The sequence below is a fragment of the Pedobacter sp. KBW06 genome, assembly GCF_003852525.1.
Classification (GTDB): domain Bacteria; phylum Bacteroidota; class Bacteroidia; order Sphingobacteriales; family Sphingobacteriaceae; genus Pedobacter.
Genome location: NZ_QAJL01000004.1, coordinates 853,226 through 877,045, shown reverse-complemented (window position 1 = coordinate 877,045; position 23,820 = coordinate 853,226). Strand labels below are relative to the sequence as shown.

At 46.7% G+C, this 23,820-nt stretch carries 1 protein-coding gene; it reads right to left on the bottom strand.

The window, feature by feature from the left end:
• On the bottom strand, window positions 1-23,640 hold the full coding sequence (locus DBR43_RS25920) for a putative Ig domain-containing protein (protein ID WP_124586217.1): 23,640 nt from the start codon (window positions 23,638-23,640) through the stop codon (window positions 1-3).
• Window positions 23,641-23,820: the final 180 nt, after the last annotated feature.

The following is a 23,820-nucleotide window of genomic DNA, read 5'->3' as shown; positions in this document are numbered from 1 at the left end:
TTATTTCTTTACAATTTCTATTAAACCATCTTCTTTTATCATAAAAACCAGCTCGTTTCCGTAGGCGGTACCAAGTCGGTTTGTCGCATAAGCTTTTAAATAATATAGCACTCCTGTGCTCAGGCCGTCCGGACTCAGCGCTGATGAACCTCTTCCGTTGGTCAGCTTCTGATCCACAATTGCAGGGCCCGGGCTTGTGCTCCAGCAGACACCGGATTCCAGAATCACCGATCCCCCATCTTCCAGCAGGTCAATGCCTGTGGATACCGATGTTGTGCTCTTTTGTGTTACCGCCACTGTTTTCAGCAAAGGTTTTTTCTGTTCTCCATAGCCGTACCATTCCGTTAGTTTGAATGGTGCCGTTTTGTCGTCCAGGTGACTCTTCTGATTCAGGAATGGGATTCCGAAAGGTGCATTTCGTTCTTCCGTTTTGATCTCTCCTATCGCCAGCATATAATCCGCTACCATCTTCATGCTGATCGGTCCTGAGGCCGGCAAAGGACTTTTCTTCCAATCGGCATACAGCGTTATACTTTCTGTAACCGGGAGGCCAAAATTAAAAACTGTTTCCATACTTTGATCACTATACCAGGTATAAAAATCAGCTCCTTCTTTGGTACTCAGAGGAGGTGTTACGATCGCCTGATCTTCTACTTCCATTGGAGCAATCGGCGTTCCTCCGCGTGTATCCCAGGTCAGGGTATGGAACTGGCGGACGATCCTGAGCAATCCAGGTTCAAAGCTAAAGTCATAATTGTCTGCCTGCAGCTCAGCGAGGCTTAACAACACCGGATATGTTCCCGGCAAGCTGCTGATGGTTGCTGTGGTGTTATAGGCCGGCATTCCCTGAATTTTTGCAACTGCCCTTAAGCCTGTTTCTGTCTCGCCATATTTAAACCCTTTCATTTCATGACTAAAGACTGGATTCTCCTGTCCATAAAAACGTTTCAGGCTATCACCATACACCGTAAGTAAGGCTTTGCTAATTTTGAAGCTTTGTTCTGCTTCCGCCTTTTCAAAGTAAGCATTCCCTGGTTGAACCGCCTTAATCAACACCACTCCTGTTCCTTCAATATGGACCATATCCCCATTGATGTCCACGTGTCCGTCGATCAGCTCAAAAGTAATGGGCAGTCCTGAAGGTACAGTGGCCAGCAGCTTAAACGGATCATCACCATATGCTTTATCCGCGATTGGGCTAAAGCTGATCAGCTGTGGTGCTTTCCGGATATTGATAGTTGCTACCGCCACCTGTAAGGTCGTATTGAATGTATTTGGAGCCAGAGTTAAATCTCCGGTCATGACCAGTTCCCCAACCGGAGCAGCGGTATACCCTGCCGGATTCCAGGTTACACTCAGGTATTCTTTGCTTCCATCATTATAAGTAGCCTCAATTGATAATGGCAGAGCCAATCCGGAGAATGGCGTCCCGTAATTTACCGTTACCGGTGCAATGGATGCCAGGGAAACAATATCCTTCATCAGGGTTACTTTAATGGAAGCCCTGAAATCTGAAGTATTGCTCGCCTCGTCCGTCAGCTGGATCTCTCCTTTGATCAGTTGCGGTTGAAGCACATTGCTCTGATAACCCGTTTCATCCCAAAGTACCGGAAGCTCTTCCTTCGTTCCATCATCATAGATCACTTTCACTATCGATGGTAAATCCAGGGCAGAAAACAGTTTTCCATATACATCGGTTAAGGCCGCAGGTTCTTCTACGGAAACGATGTTTTTCTTATCGATGACCACCACAACTTTTGCCGTAACGTTGTTCGGATTTGATGCTTTTTCTTCCGGATCCAAAAGTCCGGTAAAATTAAAGCTGCCCACCTGGTTGTCTACAAAATCAACAGATTCCCAGTTGACACCCGCCAGTCCCGAAGATCCGTTGGTATAAGCCACAGGCAGTTCGAGTCCCAATTTTGTGATGACCTGACCGATTGTAGTCCCCAAAGGAAAATGAACAGGCGTATTTACCGTAACTGCATTGATGACAAGCAGGGCCGGCTGTACCGTTACTTTTATCGCGGCCGTCTTATTGTCCTTGTTCTCTTCCGGTGCATCAGGCATCAATGTTCCGGTAAGCAGGTAATCTCCCGCTGTTGTTCCATCAAAAGTTCCTTCCTCCCAAATCAGGGATAGCGGTTCTGTCTGGTTGTTATTATAAGTTACGTTTACAGTTGCCGGCAATTCGAGATTTACATACAATGTACCATTAGGCACCAGTAAGCCTGGTAAAGGGGCTACCGAAACGATATATCTCCTTGCCACCTTCACTTTAAATACTGCGCTGAGGTTGTCCGGGTTCTGGGTATTTAAAGGCATTTCCGGCAGGCCATTAAAAATGTAATCCTCAGATTCTAATGGGTTATACGCTGCATTATCCCATGTTTTAACGACCAGTGCTGCGGTAGAACCATCATCAAAAGTACCCCTTACAGTGGCAGGAAACCCGACTGCTGCCAGTGCTGTACCATTGGGAACAGATACGGAATCCATGGCCATCGCAATCAGCATCCGGATTTTTTCTGCCAGGACTACGGTCATCACTGGCTGAAGGGCTTTCGGGTTGTCAATGTCGTCAGGAACAACCAATGTTCCCTGCAGGATATAATTTCCCGGAAGCTGACCATTGTAATTTCCCTTGGCCCAGCTTACCGCCAGTAAGTCTTCAGAATTGTCGTTATACCTCACTTTTACCGCTTCCGGTAAGGTTAACGCGTCAAATTCAGTTCCGTAACTTACATTCAGGTTTTCTATTGCGGCGATCGATTCTATTGCTTTCTTTCCAACCACCACGCAGACTTTAGCAGGGAGGTTATCCGGATTCTGAATTCCCTGAGGAAGGACTAAATCTCCTTCAAAAAGATAAGTTCCTGCCTGCTGATCATTGTAATCTGCAGATTCAAAGGAGTTACTCAGCACAGGAATATCCAGATCAGCACCTTCGTCTAACTTCGCATGACTAAAAGCAGGGAAAGGGATTTCTGCCAGCTTCGTCCCATAAGCAACAAATACGGTATCCGTTCTCAATTCCAGAATTGCTTTTGCTTTCGCCAGTACAGTTAATGCGATCTGTGGAACAATTCCTTTTGGATTTTCGATATCGTCCGGCAGGGTAAAGTTTCCGTTGATCAGGTATTTACCCGCCAGGTTTCCATTGTAACCCGAAAGGTCCCAGCTTAGTCCAAGCTCTGCAAAACCACCATCTTCCAGTTGTGTCATTAAAGCATCCGGCAAGATCAGTTCGGAAGCCTCTGTTCCAAAAAACACGGCTAATGCTTCCGGAGCCTGGTACGTTTTAATGAGGCGCTTTCCTACTTTAACTTTCAGATCCGCTTTTATGCTATCCGGATTAATGATCCCGCCGGGAATCTCAATTTCGCCTGTCAGCTCATAGGAACCTGGTTCATCAGCGGCATAATCTTCCATGGTCCAGCGCACATTCAGACTGCCGGAGCTTCCGTTGTCGTAGTTTACATTGACCTTTTTCGGGAATAACAATACGGCTTCATTAAAAGGTTTTCCAAAAGGAACATTAACCGAATCCGGTAATGCAGCAATTATTTTCAATGGCTTTGGTCCAACCTTTACCTGAATCTCTGCATAACGGTTGTCCGGATTTTCGATCTCGTCGTTGATGACCAGCTCTCCCCTAAAATTATAGATCCCTTCCAGTAATGGGTTATAGGTTTCTGAGCTCCACAGGACACCTTCAGTTCCGGAGGACAGGTCGTTATAAGTCACTTTTACCGTTTCGGGCAAGTCGATATCCGTACGCTCAGTTCCGTACTTAACATTCACTAAGGTTGGATTTGTAATGGTTTTGATTTCTTTTTTACCAAGTGTAACCATAATGGAAGTACTGCGCAGCTCTTTATTCACGACTCCTTCGATCAGGATTGGATCTCCGCTAAAGGTGTAGATTCCCGGAATGAGCGGGTCATAATCCTCCGTATCCCAGGTCATATTTAAGCTTCCTGTACTTCCATCATCATAAGTCACCGCAACTGCTGTTTTTAGTGCTTCAATTGCGGTCAGCTTTGTACCGTAAGCAACCCTTATGCTATCCGGTTGGGCGATGGATACGATGTTTTTTGGTTTGGGTAAAACGGTTAAAATTAAACTGGCTTCGAGGTTACTGTTGTTGTCAATGCTTTCATCGTGCAGCAGTTTACCAGACAGGGTATAATCTCCGGCCAGCATGCGGTTATAAGATCCGGCTTTCCATTCCACCCCAACGGTATCAGTGGTTCCATCATCGAACTTCACTTTTATCGTTTGTGGCAGGTCTACATCGTCGAAAAGTGTGGCGTATGGGGTAGTCAACCGGGCTAATGGCAGGATTGAGATGATGTTTTTCCGGATGATCACCTTCTGCTCTGCAAACAGACGTTTGCTGTTTACAATTAACGGTTTCAGCTGTAAAGCTCCTTTCAGGTCGTATTCCGCTCCTTTATCCGATTTATAGACAGACTTGTCCCAGATCACCGTCAGGAATCCTGTGGTCTGATCATGGTAGGTTACCCTTATTGACGATTGCAGCGGCAGGTTTGCCGCCGGTGTATTTAAAGGCACAGTAATTTCGGCTAAAGGTTCTACGGCAATGACATCGTGCTGTGCGTAAATGTCAACACTGGCCTCAAAACCTGCCGGGTTAGCATGTTCTTCTTTCAGAACCAGATCTGCATACACCCGGTATACGCCAGACTTGAGGTCGTAAATCCCCGGGCTCCACACTAAGTTTAACATGTCTGTTGTGACCCGGTCATCATACGTTACCCTGACCTGTTTAGGCAGCATCGGAAGCACTTCAGAGAAAGGTGTGCCCGATAAGACGTACACCGGACTCAGTTCTTCCATAGCGATGATATAAGGATAAACAGGATCTATTACCGCCACCTTTGCAATTGCAGTGAGGTTGTTTCTGTTCATTTCAGGTTGTGGAACGCTCAGTGTTCCGGTAAGGGTGTAAATGCCTTCGGTATTGCCATCGTAATTTCCCGGAAGCCAGGTTACCGGAAATTTGGCATGGCTCTGGTCGCTCAGTACGACTTCCACCTGAGTCACCAGGTTCAGCTGTTCAAATGGTGTTCCTGTATCTTTCTTCACCGGCACCGGGTAAGGTTTCAGGACTTCGATGATGTAAGGCTCGCGTGGGTTTACTTTGAGTTTAATCTTCAGGGAACCGCAAACGTTCGTTCCGCTTACAGATAAAGTAAATTCGAAATCTCCGGCTACTGCTGACTCTCCTGAAATCAACCCCTGCGGGCTCAGGCTCATCCCATCGGGAAGTAAGCCCTGAGAAATCGCATATGTATAGGTTCCGGTTTCCGCCAGTACGATCTGATGACTGTAAGGGCTCCATTGGTTTGCCGCAGGGAGTTGTTGCTCTGCATTCTCCAGATAAAGGCCCTGAAATTCATAAGCACCAATGTCTACTGTTCCGTGTTTAATCCGCGCTGCTCCCGCCAGATCTGTACTTATTCCGGCGCTCTTTGTATTGTCGCCCATATTTATAGATGGCGAACAGGAAGCCAGCGAGAGTTCATCTCCGGAAGGATTGTTAAACTGCGGATCTTTAGTCAGGATTTGAACGCCTGTTTTATATCCGTTTTCTATAGTACTGTTGGCTACGGTAATTCCTGTACTGAGCTGATCGGGAACATTATTTCCGCGTTTATTCCCCCAGATGATGGTATTGTAAACGTTAACTGTTCCGGTATAACGGTACAATGCCCCGCCCAACTGTGTCGTGGCAGAAGTATTTGAATATGCAATCGAATTATTGGCCATGCTTACATTCACCAGATTGGTGATGCCGTTATAATGATAAATCGCTCCTCCATAATAACCTGCCGTACCGGTTACCTTGTTTCTGCTGAAAATGCTGTTGCTGATGTCAAGCGTTCCCGACTGCTGATAGATTGCGCCACCCTGTTGCTGGGCAGTATTTCCTATAAACCGGGCATCTTTGATCACTGGCTTTCCATTGGTATAATTATAAAAGGCACCTCCGTTTATCGTTGCTCCATTGTCTTTGAAGGCCACTTTGCTCATGGTAATGGCAGCAGAGGCATTGAACATTCCTCCCCCTTGTCTTGCTTTGTTATTGATGAATTTAAGGTTGTCGAATGTTGCGGCGGCGGAGTTATAAATCCCTCCTCCATAGCCGTAGCTTCCGGCACTGACATTGTTATTCTCAAGGATGATATTGGTAAATACAGCCTGTCCGCTGTTAAAAACCCCACCTCCATAATTGTAGGCTGCATTGTTCTTGATCCAGAGATTTTTGAAAACTACTTTTCCTGTAGCGTTATAAATTCCGGCACCGTAGTAAATGTCTGCACTGGAATTGGAACCGGTGGCAGTACGTCCGCCGGAGATGCTGAACCCGTCCAGAACCGTTGCTGCTGTTAAAGGCAGGCGGTTATAAATGACATGGTAGCTTCTGTTTTCCCCGCTTAATACGGTTTCATTTGTTGTTGCAATGGCTTCTTCATCGCGCTCTGCAAGCTCCTGCTCTGTTCCGGCAAAACCACCGAACATTTTGACATTTTCTTTCAACGTGAAATAGGAATTTACTTTAAGACCGGGGATATATTTTCCTTTGGCCACCCAGATGGTATCACCAGCCAATGCGGAGCTGAGTCCTTTCTGGAGATCCAGGAACCCGTTTGCCCAGTCCGCACCGTTGTCCATTCCTGTTGCGGCCTGGTTTACATAAATCCGGACTCCTCCTCCTCCAAGCTTCACCTCTACTGTATAGAGTCTGTTTCCACATAAAGTACCGTCGTTTGCACTGACATTAAAAGTATAAATTCCGGCATTGATTGGTCTTCCTGTGATTCTTCCTGAGGTACTGAGTAGCAGTCCGTCGGGAAGCTTGCCGTAACTGATGGAGTAGGTGTAGTTTCCGCTTCCTCCGGTAGCAGTCAGCTGCTGATCGTAACGCTGCCCTCTGATGCCTTCCGGTATGGCTGCCGGACCAACGATGGTTCTGTTTTGCTGATTTTCATAAGCACCGAGGTCAACGGTCTCTGCTTTAATTCTGGGCTTCGCCAGGACATCCTGATTCAGTCCGGAAGCGAAAACGTTATCTCCCATATTGATTGCCGCTGAGCAGTCTGACAGGGAAAGATCATCTGGTGTCGTCAGGTTAAACACCGGATTGGCATCAATCACAATTTTTCCTGCCGGGTAACCTCCCTGAATCAAAGCATTGCTGACCTTAACATTCAGGTTCAGTTCGTCAGAAACGTTGTTTCCTCTTTTATTTCCCCAGAGGATGCTGTTCTGTAAATTCATGACACCGGCATTGCGGTAGATTCCACCCCCATATTTATTTGCCGAAGCATTGACATAACTGATGCTGTTATTGCTTACCGTAATGTTGTTGAGCGTAGAGGTTCCGGTATACTGATAAAGCGCCCCTCCAAAATAGCCCCCGGTATTGCTCACTTTATTCCGGCTAAACACGGCATTGTTTAAGGTCAGTGTTGAGGCCCACTGGAACAATCCGGCGCCATGCTGCACCGAAGTATTTGCAATAAAGGAAGCTCCGTTTAAGGTAATTTTTCCCGAATAGGCATAAAAACCACCACCCTGAACAGTCGCCTTATTTTCTTTAAAAACAGCGCCATTGATGGTTACTGTTGCCGTAGCCTGGTACATCCCTGCTCCATAAGCCGCGGTATTATTGAGGAACTCCAGGTTGCTCATCTGTGCCGCTCCGGCATTGTACAAACCTCCTCCGTATTGATATGAACCGGCAGCAACAGTATTGTTTTCAAATGTAATTTTATTCAGCACTGCGGCAGCGGCATTGTACATTCCTCCCCCATGGCTGTTGGCATTGTTATTCTTAATCCATAAATCGTTGAAGATGACCGCACCCCTGCTATTGTAAACCCCTGCACCAATATAAGGTTCGCTCGTACTTCCCGAAGCTGTTTTTCCTCCGGTAATCGTAAAACCATCGAGGACCGTGGCTGTGGTAAGGACTGCCGAGTTAAAGACCACATGCCTGTTGAGATTTTTACCATCCAGAACAGTCTGGTTGACCGTTCTTATTTGCAGGGTATCCCTTTCTGAGAGCTGGCTTTCCGTAGCGGCAAAACCGCCATAAACTTTTACTCCTTCTTTAAGCTGAAAGGTCGAAGTGACCAATGGCCCCGGGCTGTATGTTCCTTTTGCCACCCAGATCTGATCGCCAGGCAAAGCAACCTTCAATGCGCTCTGAAGATCCAGATACGCGTTACCCCAGGTGCTTCCGTTATTTTGTCCGGATGCCGCAGCCTGGTTGACCAGGATCCGTACAACACCTGTTCCCGCAATAATTTCCATGTTGTAAACCCGATGTCCGCATAAGGTTCCGTCAGTAGATTTTACCACGAAAGTATATTTACCAATTACAATAGGATTTCCGCTGATCAAGCCTCCGGCGGTCATCGAAAGCCCATCAGGGAATTTTCCGGAGACCAGCTCATAGCTATAATTTCCTGCTCCGCCGAGTCCCTGCAACTGCAGGCTGAAAGCATCTCCGCGTGTTGCCTGTGGCATACTTGCAGGGCTAAGGGTAATCACCGGTTCCTGGTGTTCAAAGGCTCCAAGGTCAACGGTTCCGGATGATGTTCTTGCCTGAGCATCCAGATCTTTGTTTCCTGCCAGCACAAGGCTGTTGTCTCCGGTATTTACCGCAGGCGAGCAGCCTGTAAGGCGAAGGTCATCGGCTGCAGTGTTCTTAAACAAAGGATCATGATCTATAATATTCAGACCTGTTGCAAGCCCTCCCTGAATCAGGGAATTGTTCACCTTGATATTTAAGTTCAGTTGATCTGCAAGACCTGTGCCTCTGGTATTGCCCCATAAAATGCTGTTGTTGATCGTCACTGTACCTGCGTTGCGGTAAACAGCCCCACCATAGTTAAGTGCTCCGGCCTTGGAATAGTTAATGTTGTTGTTGCTGAAGGTATTATTTGTGAGCACAGCGGTTCCGGAATAGAGGTATACCGCACCGCCAAAATAGCCTGCAGTTGAAGTTACACTGTTTCTGCTGAAGGTACTATTGTCCAGTTTAAACACGCTGTTGGACCAGATCGCGCCACCATGTTGTACTGCTGTATTTCCACTGAAAGCAGTTCTGTTCAGGCTAAGGGTTCCACTTGCGTAGATTGCCCCACCCATTCCGGTGGCTGCATTGTCTTTAAATACCACATCGGTAAAAACCGGTGTTCCGTTGGCGATGAATACCGCGCCCCCTGTGGTTGATTTGTTTCCTGTAAAACTGGCATTTGTAATGGTTAAAGAAGCTCCGGAGTTGCTGTAAACTGCGCCTCCCTGCCCGTTGGTAATGGTATTGTTGTTAAACTTTACATTGTCCAGCTCTGCAAGCCCTGCATTGAACAGGGCAGCACCATATCCGGGATAACTCGCCGATTCGATGATTTTGTTGTTTTCAAATACCCCATTGCTGAGCTTAAACCCTCCGGCATTGTATACAGCGGAACCACGGGAATACTGCCCCATAGTCCTGTTGTTACTGAAAATGATATCGGTATAGCTCGCATTGCCACTGTGGTAAAGCCCGGCTCCATAACTCGCAACATTGTTTTTAATCCATAGATGATTGAAAACAGCTGCTCCTGCCGTGTTGTAAATTCCAGCACCGTTATAGTTTGCGTTGTTATAATATCCGCCATAACCGGCCAGTGCATTTCCTCCCCGAATGGTAAATCCATCGAGCACAGTTGCATTGCTCAGGGCAGCGGTATTGTACACCACATGGTAGCTCGGTTTACCCTGACTCCCGTCAAGGATCGTTTCGTTCCTTCCACGGATTGCAAGGCTATCTCTTTCCGAAAGCAAGGTTTCCGTTCCGGCAAAACCACCGTAAACTTTTACACCTTCTTTTAAAGTAAAAAAGGAACTGATGAGCAGGCCAGGACTGTAAGTCCCTTTAGCCACCCAGACTTCATCCCCTCCACTGCTTTGTCCAAAAGCAGTTTGCAGATCGGTGAAAGCGTTGGCCCAGTTGCTTCCGTTATTGTCTCCCGTTGCAGACTGATGAACATAAAGTCTGCCGGATCCCGTTGAAATGTCTATTGTATATTGTTTGTTTCCTGCCATGGCGCCATCGGTAGCCCCGATTACAAAGGTATAGTTCCCTATCATCGTTGGCGTTCCCCGCAGCTTTCCATCGGGACCGAAGACGAGTCCTACAGGAAGCTTTCCACCTTGCAAGGCCCATGTTAAGGGTAAACTGCTTCCGGTGGCAGTAAGCTGCAGGTCAAGATATAAACCTCTCTTTAAAGGTCCTATTGTTGCCGGACTGATGATCAGGCTTTGTCCGCTTTCATTTTCAAAGGCACCAAGATCGATCAGGCCATTCTTTATCCTTGGATTCCCGGCAAGATCTTTATCGAATGCCTGCCAGCTGTTTTTTCCGGCATCGATGGCGAGCGATCCGCCTTTCAGATGGAGCTCATCTGCAGCGGCATTTTCAAACATCGGATCGCCAATCTTAACGTCTTCACCTGTAGCGTAGCCGTTCTGCACCACGGTACTCCCCACTACAATTCCTGCATTGAGCTGATCGCTCACATTATTACCTCTCTTGTTTCCCCAAAGGATGCTGTTGTGGACCGTTACTGTTCCTGAATTGCGGTACAATGCGCCACCATAATTTAATGTTGTACTGGCATTGATATAGCCAATGCTGTTATTACTGAAAGTCACGTTGTTGATCAGCGCATCTCCTGAGCTGACATACCATGCCCCACCAAAGTACCCCGCCGTTGCGTTTATTTTGTTGCGGCTGAAGATGCTGTTATCCACCCTGATATTTCCACTGGACCAGATGGCTGCACCATGCTGACCAGAAGTATTCTCCAGGAAGGAAACCCGGTTCAGCAGCGGCGTTCCCGCAGCATAAACCGCTCCCCCCATCCCGGAAGAAATGTTGCCACGGAAGGTCACATCACTTAAATCAGGTGCACCGTTGGCGATGAATATTGCCCCACCTGTGCTTGCTTTATTCCCTGTAAATTCCGATCTGCTTAGTTTTAATACAGCAGAAGAAGTGGTATAAATCGCTCCCCCCTGTCCGTTGGAGATCGCATTATTGGCAAATTTTACGCCATCCAGCTCCATCAGTCCGGTACTGAATATTCCTGCACCATATCCGGTATAACTTGCGGATTCCGTAATTTTATTGCTTTCCAGCAAACCTGAAGTCAGGGCGAAACCTTTCACATTGTACACTGCCGCTCCGCGTGCGTAAGATCCTGCAGCCTGATTATTGCTAAACCTGACATTGCTATAGGTTGCATCACCGCTGTGGTATAAACCCGCACCATAAGTAGCGGTATTGTTTTTTATCCATAAGTTTCTGAATAACGCAACTCCCGCGGTATTGTAAATTCCCGCTCCATAATAGTTGGCATTAGATCCAGAACTGTACGTTGTCAGTGCCTTTCCTCCCTGGATGCTGAACCCATCCAATATTGTCGCATTCGTTAAAGCGGTAACATTGTAAACAACATGATAACTCGGTTGTCCCTGGCTTCCATCCAAAATCGTTTCATTTACTCCGCTGATCGTTTCTTTATTGCGGTCTGTAAGTGCGGTTTCGGTACCGGAAAAACCACCGTAGAGCTTTACTCCTTCTTTTAGGGTGAAAAAAGAACCAGAGGTTGGTCCGGGACTATAGGTCCCTTTTGCCACCCAGATTTCATCCCCGGCTTTCACCTGTGCCATAGCCGGCTGTAAATCATTAAAAGCATGGGTCCAGCTGCTGCCATTGTTGTCTCCTGCTGCAGCCTGATGAACAAATAAACGAACTGCTCCTTCCTTCACTTCGACTGTATATTGTCTGTTTCCAGCGATGGTTCCATCCCCGGCACCAATCACGAAGGTATAGCTGCCTGCCAGTGTTGGTGTTCCACGCAGCTTGCCATCCGGGAGAAATACCAGCCCTGTAGGGAGCTTTCCTCCCTGGAAGCTCCAGGTTACCGGAGAAGATGTTCCGGTATAAGTCATTTGCAGATCCAGATAAGTTCCTCTTGTAATCGCAGCAATTACTCCGGGGCTAATCGTGAGCTGTCCGGCTCCATCATTTTCGTAAGCGCCCAGATCGACCACTTCATTTACGATCCTTGGATTTCCCGCCAGGTCTTTATCGAAAGTCTGCCAGCTGTTATCCCCAACATTAATGGCCAGGGACCCTCCCTTTAGGCGTAAATCATCTGCCAAAGGATTCTCAAACATCGGATCACCGATCTTGATGTCTGTTCCTGAAGCATAGTTGTTCTGGACAATGGAACTTCCAATCACGATTCCTGCATTGAGTTGATCAGCGATATTATTGCCCCGCTTATTGCCCCAAAAAATGCTGTTGTGAACCGTTACTGTTCCTGAGTTCCTGGATATGGCTGCTCCATAGCTTAACGTGGTACTGGCATTGGTATAACCGATATTATTTCCGCTGAAACTGGCATTATTGACCGTTGCCGTACCTGAACTGACATATATTCCGGCTCCGAAGTACCCCGAAAGGGAGCTGACGCGGTTTCGGCTAAAAATGGTATTGTCTGCTTTAAAAATTCCGTTTGTCCAGACTGCGCCGCCTTGCTGAACGGCTGTATTATTGACAAATGAAGTCTGGTTGAGGAAGGTACTGCCACTGGAATAAATGGCGCCTCCTGTCCCCGTTGCCGCATTGTCTTTAAAGGTTCCGTCGCTTAAGTTCAGGCTTCCATTGTAAAGGAACAATGCCCCTCCTGTAGTGGCTTTATTCCCCGAAAATTCTACATCCGTTATTTTTACAGTGGCTCCGGAAGTCGAATAAATCGCTCCGCCCTGTCCGCTATTGATTGTGTTATTTACAAATTTTACGTCCTTAAGTTCTGAAGCAGCGGCATTAAAGATGGCTCCTCCATATCCGGTATAACTGGCGGATTCTGCAATTTTATTTTGTTCAAAAAGTCCTTTGGTTAAATTGAACCCTTTGGCATTGTAAACTCCTGAACCTCTAGCATACGACCCTTTCGTTTCGTTATTGCTAAAAATGAGATCTGTATATTCTGCTTCGCCACTATGGTATAATCCGGCACCATAAGTGGCGATATTGTTTTTAATCCAGAGCTGGTGAAATACTGCTGCTCCTGCGGTATTGTAGATTCCTCCACCATAATAATTGGCATTAGATCCGGTGCTGTAAGTCGTCATGGCTCTTCCCCCCTGGATACTGAACCCATCCAGAACAGTTGCTGCAGTTAAAGCCGCGGTGTTATAAACAACGTGGTAACTGGCAATTCCTTTAGCGCCATCGAGAATCGTTTCGTTCGCTCCGCGAATGCCTTCCTTGTTTCGGTCTGTTAACAGTGTTTCCGTCCCGGCAAAACCACCATAGATCTTTACCCCTTCTTTGAGCGTAAAAAAAGAGCTGGCCGTTGCGCCGGGGCTATAGTTCCCTTTTGCTACCCAGATTTCATCTCCCGCAGAAGTTTGTGATAAGGCGGGCTGTAAATCGGTCAGTGCATTGGTCCAGTTGCTTCCGTTGTTCCCTCCTGTTGCGGATTGACTAACATATAAGCGTGTTGGTCCGCTCATTACGGTGACTGTATATTGTCTGCTTCCGCTTAACTGACCATCTGTTGCCGCAGCAACAAAGGTATAACTCCCCGCAATAACAGGCATTCCGGTGATGAGTCCTTCCGGGCTTAAGATCAGTCCTGTGGGCAAACTTCCTGATTGTAGGGTCCAGGTATAGGTTCCGGTTCCACCGCTTGCAGTCATCTGAATTGCCGGATTAATGCCTCTTGGGAAGGGATTGAATGTCCCCGGCTGAATCTTCAGTCCTGCTCCGCCCTGACTTTCATAAGCGCCGAGATCAATCAGGTCATTCATTACCCTGGCATTTCCTAAAAGATCGGTTGAACTGCTGTTTTTAGTGTTATCTCCGGCATCGATTGCAGGAGATCCCGCTTTTAGCTGAAGGTCATCTCCTGCGGGGTTATTAAATAAAGGATCTCCGATTAAGACATTTGTACCCGCAGCATAACCGCCCTGCACGAGTGATTGTGTCAGGACCATTCCTGCATTTAGCTGGTCAGGGATTTCATTACCTCGTTTATTGCCCCAGAAGATGCTGTTGTTAACGTTTACAACTCCCGTAGAACGATACAAGCCTGCACCTCCCATGGTAGTTGCTTGTGTAAAGGCGATGCGGTTGGCACTGAAAGTAACATTGTTCAGGGTTGCCGCTGCAGCAACAAACATTCCTCCACCATAATAAGCACCTGCAGTGCTGACACTGTTTCGGCTGAACATTACATTTTCCAGATTGGCGGTTCCGGCAAGATGATACATCCCGCCTGCCTGTTGCCCCGCAGAATTCCCGGTAAAGGAACTGTTGTTTATCGTGATCAGACTGCCGTTATGTGCCAGACCACCGGCATAAAGCCGCGCAATATTATCCTTAAACACGACATTGGTTAAAGCAATTGCTGCGGTCAGGTTATACATTCCACCTCCATAAGCAAAAGCTTCATTCTTTTCGAAAAGGATATTGCTAAAGGTAGCCGGTCCGGCATTGTATATCCCCGCGCCGCGGTCGGCCTTGTTGTTAACGATTTGCAAGTTGTTAAATACGGCCTTAACGCCCGCATAGTTATAAATTCCACCACCACGGTTGTTATCTGTATCTCCACCTGCCAGTGCTTGTCCGCCGCTAATGGTAAAACCATCCAGTAAGGTTGTATTGTTTAAATTGAGGTTGTTAAATACAACGTGTCTGCTTGCTACTCCCTGACTACCATCCAGAACAGTCTTATGATCGGTATGAATGAGTTTTGAATCCCGTTCTTCCGGGGTTTTCTCTGTTCCGCCAAAGCCACCAAATACTTTTACTCCTTCTTTAAGCGTAAACCAATCTGTTGCTAAAAGTCCGGGGCTGTAGTTTCCTTTTGCTACCCAGACCTGATCACCCGGAATGGCTTTGTTCAATGCGTTTTTTAGATCTGTGAATCCATTTTCCCAATTGCTTCCATCGGTCTTTCCGCCGGATGCAGCTATGTTTGTATATAAAACAGCATTCGCCGGATTAACCTGTAAGGTGTACTGACGGCTTCCAACCAGTTCTCCGTCCGTTACGGCAATGACGAAAGTGTAAAGCCCCGCCACCATCGGTCTGCCGGAAAGCAGGCCCTCAGGTTTAAGGATCAGTCCTACCGGAACATTCCCGGAACCGAAGCTCCATATTAATGGATTTTGGGCTCCGGCAACAGATAAAGGAACCCTGATTTCATCTCCACGATTGTAAGCCGCTAAGCTCAATGGAGAAATGGCCAAACTGGCTGCTCCCTGGTTCTCATAAGCCCCCATATCTACAATTTCATTGATCAGACGGGGATTGCCATCGAGATCTGTTGCAGTAGAGATTTTTGCATTATTACCCATATCTATGGCTGGAGAACCTCCTTTTAAGCGGAGGTTATCTGCATCCGCATTTACAAAAAGAGGATTTCCAATGCTGATGTTCGTTCCAGCGGCATATCCTCCCTGAACAATACTTTTGTCAATGGTTACCACTCCTGAAATTTGATCAGGAAGATTTGCGCCATAGGTATTTCCCCAGAAAATGCTGTTGTTGATGGTCACCGTACCCCCCGCCCGAAATAACCCGCCGCCTCCGGCTGCTGCCCTGGCGATGCTGTTGTTACTAAAAGTGACATTGATCAGGCTGGCATTGGTTGCGGCATACATTGCCCCGCCATAATTTGCTGCTGTTGAAGTAACCTTGTTTCTGCTAAAGATGACGTTGTCCAGTTTGGGGACCCCACCAGAGTACAGCGCACCTCCATGAAGTACCGATTCATTGGCAATGAAAGAAACCCTGTCAAATACCGGAGCACCAATACTGTTGACCGCCCCTCCGCTTCCCGCGGCTTTGTTCTCTTTAAAAATAACGTCTTTAAATTCGCTGGCCCCTCCGGCAAGATAGATTGCCCCTCCGGTCATTGCAGTATTTCCGGTAAAAGTGGTGTTGGCTACCTTCAATGCGGCACTGGTGTTGTTGTAAATTGCTCCACCTTGTGCGTAAGCTGTACCTCCTACATTGTTGTTTTTGAAGCTGCTGTTGGTAATCGTCAGCGTTCCATAATTCATCAGCGCTCCACCATAGGTATTGCTTCCGATAGTAACGATATTACTATCAAAAATTGCCTTATCCAGGATCGTAGTCGCCCCCGGATTGTTAAATAATCCCGCACCACGGCCATAACTTCCTATGGTTGTATTACCAATAAACTGCGTATTGGTAAATGTTGGTGCCCCTCCGCCAACAAAAACACCTCCTCCATATAATGCACTGTTGCCGGTAACGATCAGGTTATTGAATATTGGGTTTCCAAGCGCGGTATAAATTCCCCCTCCATAATAATTTGTGGTATACCCACTGCTGCTGTTTGTGGTTAACGTTTTCCCTCCACTGATGACAAAGCCATCCAATACTGTGGCATTGGTCAATGCCAGCGCATTCGAAACAACATGGTAACTGGCTACCCCCTGACTACCATCGAGCAGACTTTTGTTTATGTTATTTACCGATTCCAGGTTTCTAGCGGCAAGGCTCTCTTCTGTCCCTGAAAAGCCACCATAAATCCGCAATCCTTCTTTTAAAGTAAAAGAAGAGGCTGCAAGTGGTCCGGGGCTATAATTTCCTTTTGCTACCCAGATTTCGTCGCCTGCTGTTGCCAGCGCTATAGCAGATTGCAAATCAGTAAAGGCATTCGCCCAATCGCTCCCGTCTTTTTTCCCTGTAGCAGTTTCACTGGTAAAGAAGTGTGTTGCTGCCGGATTGATGACAAAAGCATATTGTTTACTTCCAATAAAGGCACCATCGGTAACAGAAAGGACAAAGGTGAAACTCCCTGCCGTGGTAGGCCTGCCCGCTAATAATCCCGAAGGACTTAAGGTCAGACCAGTAGGCAAACTGCCCGAAGAAACAGACCAACTGAGCTGTTCTGTTCCACCGGTGGCTGTAAACTGCTGACTGAAAGGGTTTCCTCTGAGCGAAGCAGGAAGTGTTGCCGGAAGAATGGAAAGGCTGCTACCTCCCTGATTTTCATAGGCTCCCAGATCGACTTTATCATTCACTATACGTTCATTGACATCGAGATCCCTGGAGGTACCGGTTGCAGCATTATCACCGGCATCAATTGCCGGTGATCCCCCTTTGATCCGCAGGTTGTCGTTTGCGGCATCCGTGAACAATGGGTTTCCAATAGAAATATTTGTTCCTGCGGCATAACCGGCTTCTACAATGCTATTGGCAACCGTCAGGCCTACGCCACTTAACTGGTCGGGAACATTTCCACCTCTTTTGTTTCCCCAGAAGATGCTGTTGTAAATTGCCGCGGTTCCTGCAGCCCTGTAGAAAAATCCGGCGCCAGAGGTGGTGCTGGCATGAACATAAGCGGTCGTATTATTGCTGAAAGAAACGTTCGACAAGACCGATGATCCGGAATAATGATACATTCCTGCACCATAGCCACTCGCAGCGTTGGTCGTTATGGCATTCCGGCTAAAGATGATATTGTCCAGTCTGGCGATCCCGGTATTGTAAATTCCGGCACCATGCTGTAAGGAACTGTTCGCGATAAAAGATCCCCTGTTCAGGGTAAATGTTCCGGAACTGTAAACCCCGGCACCAGAGGTAGCAGTGGTATTCCCTTTAAATGTAAAGTCTTCTCCATCCAGAACGCCGTTATTTAGAATTCCTCCTCCTGTACCAGTAGAAATATTCCCTTCAAAAAATGCCTTTTTTATCGTGAGTAAGCCGGTCCTGTGGTATAGACCTGCCCCTCCGCTTGTACCCGTCTTGTTGCGTAAAAAGCTGAGCTCTTCCATCCTTACCTCCCCAATGCTATTGTACATTCCTCCCCCAATAACGGCTTCATTCTCTACGAAAACCAGTTTTTTAAAGGAAGCCAATGCATTGAGGTTATAGAGACCTCCACCATAACCAGCTCCACCCAGCACGGTGTTCTTCTCCATGCGGATATTTTCAAAGGTTGCCGGACCGTTGTTATAAATCCCCCCTGCAAAATAATAGGCAGCGTTATTTTTTACCCAGAGGTTTCTGAATATTGCAGCACCTGCATTGTTATAAATTCCCGCAGCACTAAAGGTAATCGATGAATTCCCTACCGCCGTTCTTCCGCCTGTGATGCTGAAACCGTCAATAATTGTCGCATTACTCAATGCAGCAACATTGCTGAGGACATGATAGCTCTTTCCGTTTCCGTTCAGAATGGACTCGTTTACCGCATACAATTGATTGGCATCAGCAACCCTTGCGGATAGTACATCCTCTGTTCCTGCGAAACCACCATATAATTTAACCCCTTCTCTTAGGGTGAAAGTGGCGTTAACATCCGTTCCAGGCAGGTAATTCCCTTTGGCTACCCAAACTTCATCACCGGCATTTGTTTGGGCCAGGGCCTGTTGTAAATCGGTAAATGCATCATTCCAGCTGTTCCCGTTCTTAGCTCCTGCTGTTGCTCCTTCACGTACGTAAATCCGCGCCGGAGCCTGGAGTACATCTAAGGTATATTGCTTTGTTCCAAGCAGTGTTCCATCGGCAACAGAAACGGCAAAAGTGTAACCTCCGATCAGGGAAATCATGGCACGTCCATAGATCCTTCCATCAGCAGACAACTGAAGGCCCGCAGGAAGATCTCCGGACAAAAGCGTCCAGACATAAGGAGCTGTTCCTCCGGTAGCATGGAGCTGAATATTTACGTCAAGTCCCCGCGTTAATGCGCTTAAAGTAGCAGGACTGATTTTTAAAGATGCTCCACCCTGATTCTCATATGCGCCCTGATCAACGGTGGTATTGTAAAAACGTGGATTTCCTTCAATGTCTTTTGAGCTTTCCGTATAGGCGTTGTTACCTTTATCTATAGCTAATGAGCCGCTTTTCAGGGCTAAGTTATCGGCATCAGCATCTATAAACAAAGGATCCCCGACTACAATTGCCGTTCCGCTGGCATAGTCGTCCTGTACGGTACTGTGGGCTAAAGTATTAATTCCGGTATTGACCTGATCTGGAATGCCTCCAGCCCTGGTATTGCCCCAAAAAATGCTGTTAAAGATATTGGCCGTTCCAGAATTTTTGTACAGTCCGGCACCACTGTTTACCGCAACCCTTGCGACTGTATTATTGCTGAACGTAGCATTACTCATGCTTAAGGTTCCGCTTTGAAGGAATAATCCTCCCCCAAAATAACTGGCATTGGTCACTTTGTTCCGGCTAAAAACCACATTTGAGAGCGTGTTGGTTACCGTTCCATAGAAACCGGCACCATTCTGCACAGCCGTATTGCCCAGGAATGCAACCCTGTCCAGGTTGATCACACTGGAATTCGAAAGGCCGGCACCGTAAGTTAAGGCAGCATTATTTTTAAAGACCAGGTCTGTACCTGTTGCTGTCCCCGAATTGACCATTCCTCCTCCATAACCATCTGTACGGTTACTGATGAATTCCGTTCCGCTAATGGAGAATCCCAATGCCGTATTTACTAATCCTCCTCCATAGCTGCTTGCAACATTGGCCTCAAAAAGGGAGTTTGTAACCGATACATTGGCCGAAGCATTATATAAACCAGCTCCTAATACAGCCTGATTGGCTTTAAAGGTGATCTTATTCAGAATCGCATTTGCTCCTGCATTATAGATACCCGCCCCGTATCTGTTTCCTCCGATCAGCGTATTCCCTTCGAAAAGGATATTGTCCATTTTCAAGGCAGTAGCGACATTATAAATTCCGGCGCCATAATGATACGCCTTATTGTTTTTTATGACCAGATTTCTGAATGTACCATTTACCGCAGCTGCCAGGTGATAAATTGCCCCTCCGTAGTTATTTGAATTTCCGCCCGAAATGGTAAATCCATCCATCAGCGTTTCTACAGATAACACGGTAGGATTATTGACCACATGACGGTTCAGGTCATTTCCACTCAACTCCGTTTCATGAACTGTAAACCTTCCGGAAGCATCCGCAATACGTTCTCCCGGCTGATTTTCTGTACCTGCAAATCCTCCGTACATTTTGACTCCCGATACCATATAAAATGAAGAATCGACATGAGCAAAAGGGAGGTATCTTCCTTTTGCAACCCAGATTTCATCCCCATCTTTCGCGAGGGTTAACGCTGTTTGTAATTTGGGATAGGCATTTGTCCAATCTATTCCATTGTTAACTCCGGCGGCGGCTCCGCGAACATATAATCTGGTTGCTCCCGGATTGACTACCAATGTATACTGGCGGCTCCCCACCATACCTCCCTGTGTGGCACGGATTACAAAAACATAGGTTCCGGTAATTACCGGGATTCCGGTTAAAACCCCCGTTTGGGCATTAAAAGTGAGTCCAAGGGGTAAGGCTCCGTAGGACAATTCCCAGGCTATTGGACCTGAACCTCCGGTTACCGTAAACTGCTGCTGATAAGCTGTTCCTCTGGGCTGCGGGGCAATGGATTCGGGCATCATCCCAAGAGATCCCGGAGCTCCAAGAGGATGCTCCAATGCACCCAAATCAACAGTTCCGTTGATCACCCGGGCATTTCCCGCTAAATCGGTAGTCGTATTTACTTTTAAATTGCTTCCCGCATCGATCGCTATTGATCCGTTTTTTAATCTCAGATCATGGTTAGAAGCATCCTGAAATTCCGGATTTCCGATGATGTTATTTACACCTGAAGTATAGTTGTTCTGAACAATGTTGTTTCCCATCTGTGCGATGGCTGCCCCTCCGATCTGATCTTCAATACTGTTTCCTCTTTTATTTCCCCAAAAAATACTGTTATGAATATTTACGGTGCCCGGAGTATTAAACAAGCCTGCGCCAAAATAACTCCCTTGCGGGCCGACTGCAGCTATGGTATTATTGCTGAATGTACTGTTCTGAATGTGTGCGGTACCACTCTCGATAAACATCCCACCACCATTGTATCCGGCTACAGCCCCGGTTACGCTGTTCTTGCTAAGCACTGTATTGCGAAGGGTAATTAAGTTTAAGGCATAAATCCCCCCGCCTTTCTGATCGGCAATATTCTCCAGAAAGGAGGCGCCGTCAAGGGTGATATCCCCGGAACTGTAAAGCCCTGCTCCATTGGTTTTAGAAGTATTGCTCTTAAAGACAGCATCCGTCAGGACAGCAGTTCCGGAATTGCCCATCCCCCCTCCGGTTGTTGTAGCCGTGTTGCCTTCAAATGTGACCTTATTCATCGCTACAGCTGTTCCACTGTTAAACATCCCGCCTCCCTGCACCGCATCGTTATTCCTGAAGGTCACGCTGTTCAAAGCGGCATTTGCACCCGAATTAAATAATCCCCCACCATATCTGGTGGTGGTGATCACCTGATTGTCTTCAAAAAGGACATTATTCAGCTTTGTTGCCGTTGAACCATTGAACATCCCACCACCATAGATACTTGCCTTATTGTTTTTAATGACCAGATTATTATATGTTCCATTTACAACCGCAATTCCAATATAGATTCCAGCGCCATGACCGTTCTGTCCTGAACCATTGGCATAGCCCTCAGTGAGGGTAAATCCATCCAGTAAAGTCGTAGCTGCAAGTGCAGTCGTATTCAGAATCAGGTGGCGATTGGTCCCATTTCCATGTAATATCGTTTCATTAACCGTAAACCGTTCTGAAGCATCCGCCGCACGTTCTGTCAAAGTCTTTTCTATCCCTTTAAAACCACCATACATCTTCACTCCTGAAACCATAAAAAAAGAAGAATCAAGATGCAGGGCAGGGCTGTATACTCCTTTTGCTACCCAGATTTCATCGCCATCTTTAGCGAGTGCCAAAGCAGTTTGCAATCTGGTATAAGAATTTGCCCAATCGACCCCGTTGTTAATTCCTTGTGCAAGGCCGTTCACATGTAACCTTGCAGCACCTGCGACCACCGCGATGGTATACTGTCTGTTTCCGACCAAGACCCCGCTCTTTGCCTGAACCACAAAAATATAGGTCCCTGCAATCATGGGAATTCCGGAAAGTACGCCTGACTGGCTATTTAAGGTAATTCCCGGAGGCAGACTTCCAAAGGTTAGGGCCCAGCTTACCGGTGCTGTTGCTCCGCCGGCACTAAGTTCTTGCCGGTAAGGTAATCCACGCGGCTGGGTTGTAATATTTTCAGGGGCTATTGCCAACGAGGCAGACATCCCATCCGGATTTTCGAATGCACCTAGATCGAGTTTCAGTCCGGCGAGCCTTACATTGCCTGCAAGATCCTTTGATCCGGTTTGCTTCGCATTATCGCCCGCATCAATGGCTATGGAGCCATTTTTTAGTCGCAAATCATCCTGTCCCGCATTTTCGAAATCCGGATTACCAATCAGGTTATTCGTACCAAAAGGATAATTATTCTGAACCAGGCTTCCTGCCATTGTGATTGTAGTTCCACCGATCTGGTCTTCTACATCGTTTCCTCTTTTATTTCCCCAAAAAATACTGTTGTATGCATTCAAGGTTGTTGCGGCATGAAGCCCTCCACCAAAATAAGCTGCCGTAGCATTGGGATATGCAATGGTATTATTGCTGAAAGTACAATTTAAAATATTCGTTAATCCTCCTGCAACATACATTCCTCCTCCATAATAACCAGCAGCTGTTCCTGTAACCGTATTCCTGCTCAGTGCCGAATTTCGGACAGAAATTGCTGCCGAGGAATAAATTCCTCCTCCCCTTTGTACGGCCGTATTCTGCAGGAAAGAAGCCCGGTCCAGTGTCATGTCTCCGCTGTTAAAAACCCCTCCTCCATTAGTGGTCACCGTATGGTTTTTAAATGTTGCATCACTAAGCGTCGTCGTTGCGGTATTGTATAGACCTCCTCCTGAGTTTGCTCCGGTATTGTTATTGAATAAAATCCGGTCAAATACAACCGCTCCGGAGTTGTACATACCTGCTCCCTGAGTATAGGAAGTCAGACCGGGATAGAAGCCGTTATTTTCTACAATGAGGTTCTTAAAAGAAGCCGTTCCATTGTTATAAATCCCGCCCCCGTAGCTGCTGGAGATGTTATCTTTTATCCAAAGGTTTTGAAAAACAGGACTGCCGGCGGTATTGTAAATCCCGGCACCCCTATGAGTTGCAGCATTGCTGTTTGCATTTGGGGTCCGTCCTCCGGTAATGGTAAATCCATCCAGGACAGTTTGGTTGTTCAGTGCAGCAGCATTACTCAGTACATGATTATTGACGTATTTCCCATCCAGAATACTCTCATTTACAGTAAAAAGATCATTCACATCAGCAATACGTTGGGTAATTGCTGTTTCTGTTCCTGCAAAACCGCCATAAATCTTAACTCCTCCCTTTAAGGAAAAAGTTGAAGCTGCCAGTGTACCAGGACTATAATTTCCCCGGGCAACCCAGATTTCATTACCAGCTACAGATTTGGTGATGGCGGCTTGAAGGTCTGTATAGGCATTGGCCCAGTTCAGCCCTGAATTAGCCCCTGTTGCTGCACTGTTTACGTAGATTTTAGTTTGAGCTGAAACGTTAAAGGAATAGAAAAAAATGAGTAGAAAAGCAAAGGCCTTAAAAAGGAAAGTGCGCATAATGTGTATTGGAGGATTTCTTCTTGAAAAAATTGGGATTCACTGTAATCAGGCAAAAAAGTTTATTTTGTTTCTTTCTTTGAAAGAAACTTGCGTTAATAATTTTGTGTTTACGGAAATGAATAAAATTCTCATAATCACTCTTTTTTAATGCCATTTTATATAAAAAATTTACCGGGT

Excerpts from the sequence above, each read along its gene's own strand:
- DBR43_RS25920 (WP_124586217.1), bottom strand. The coding sequence starts at position 23,640 with ATGCGCACTTTCCTTTTTAAGGCCTTTGCTTTTCTACTCATTTTTTTC.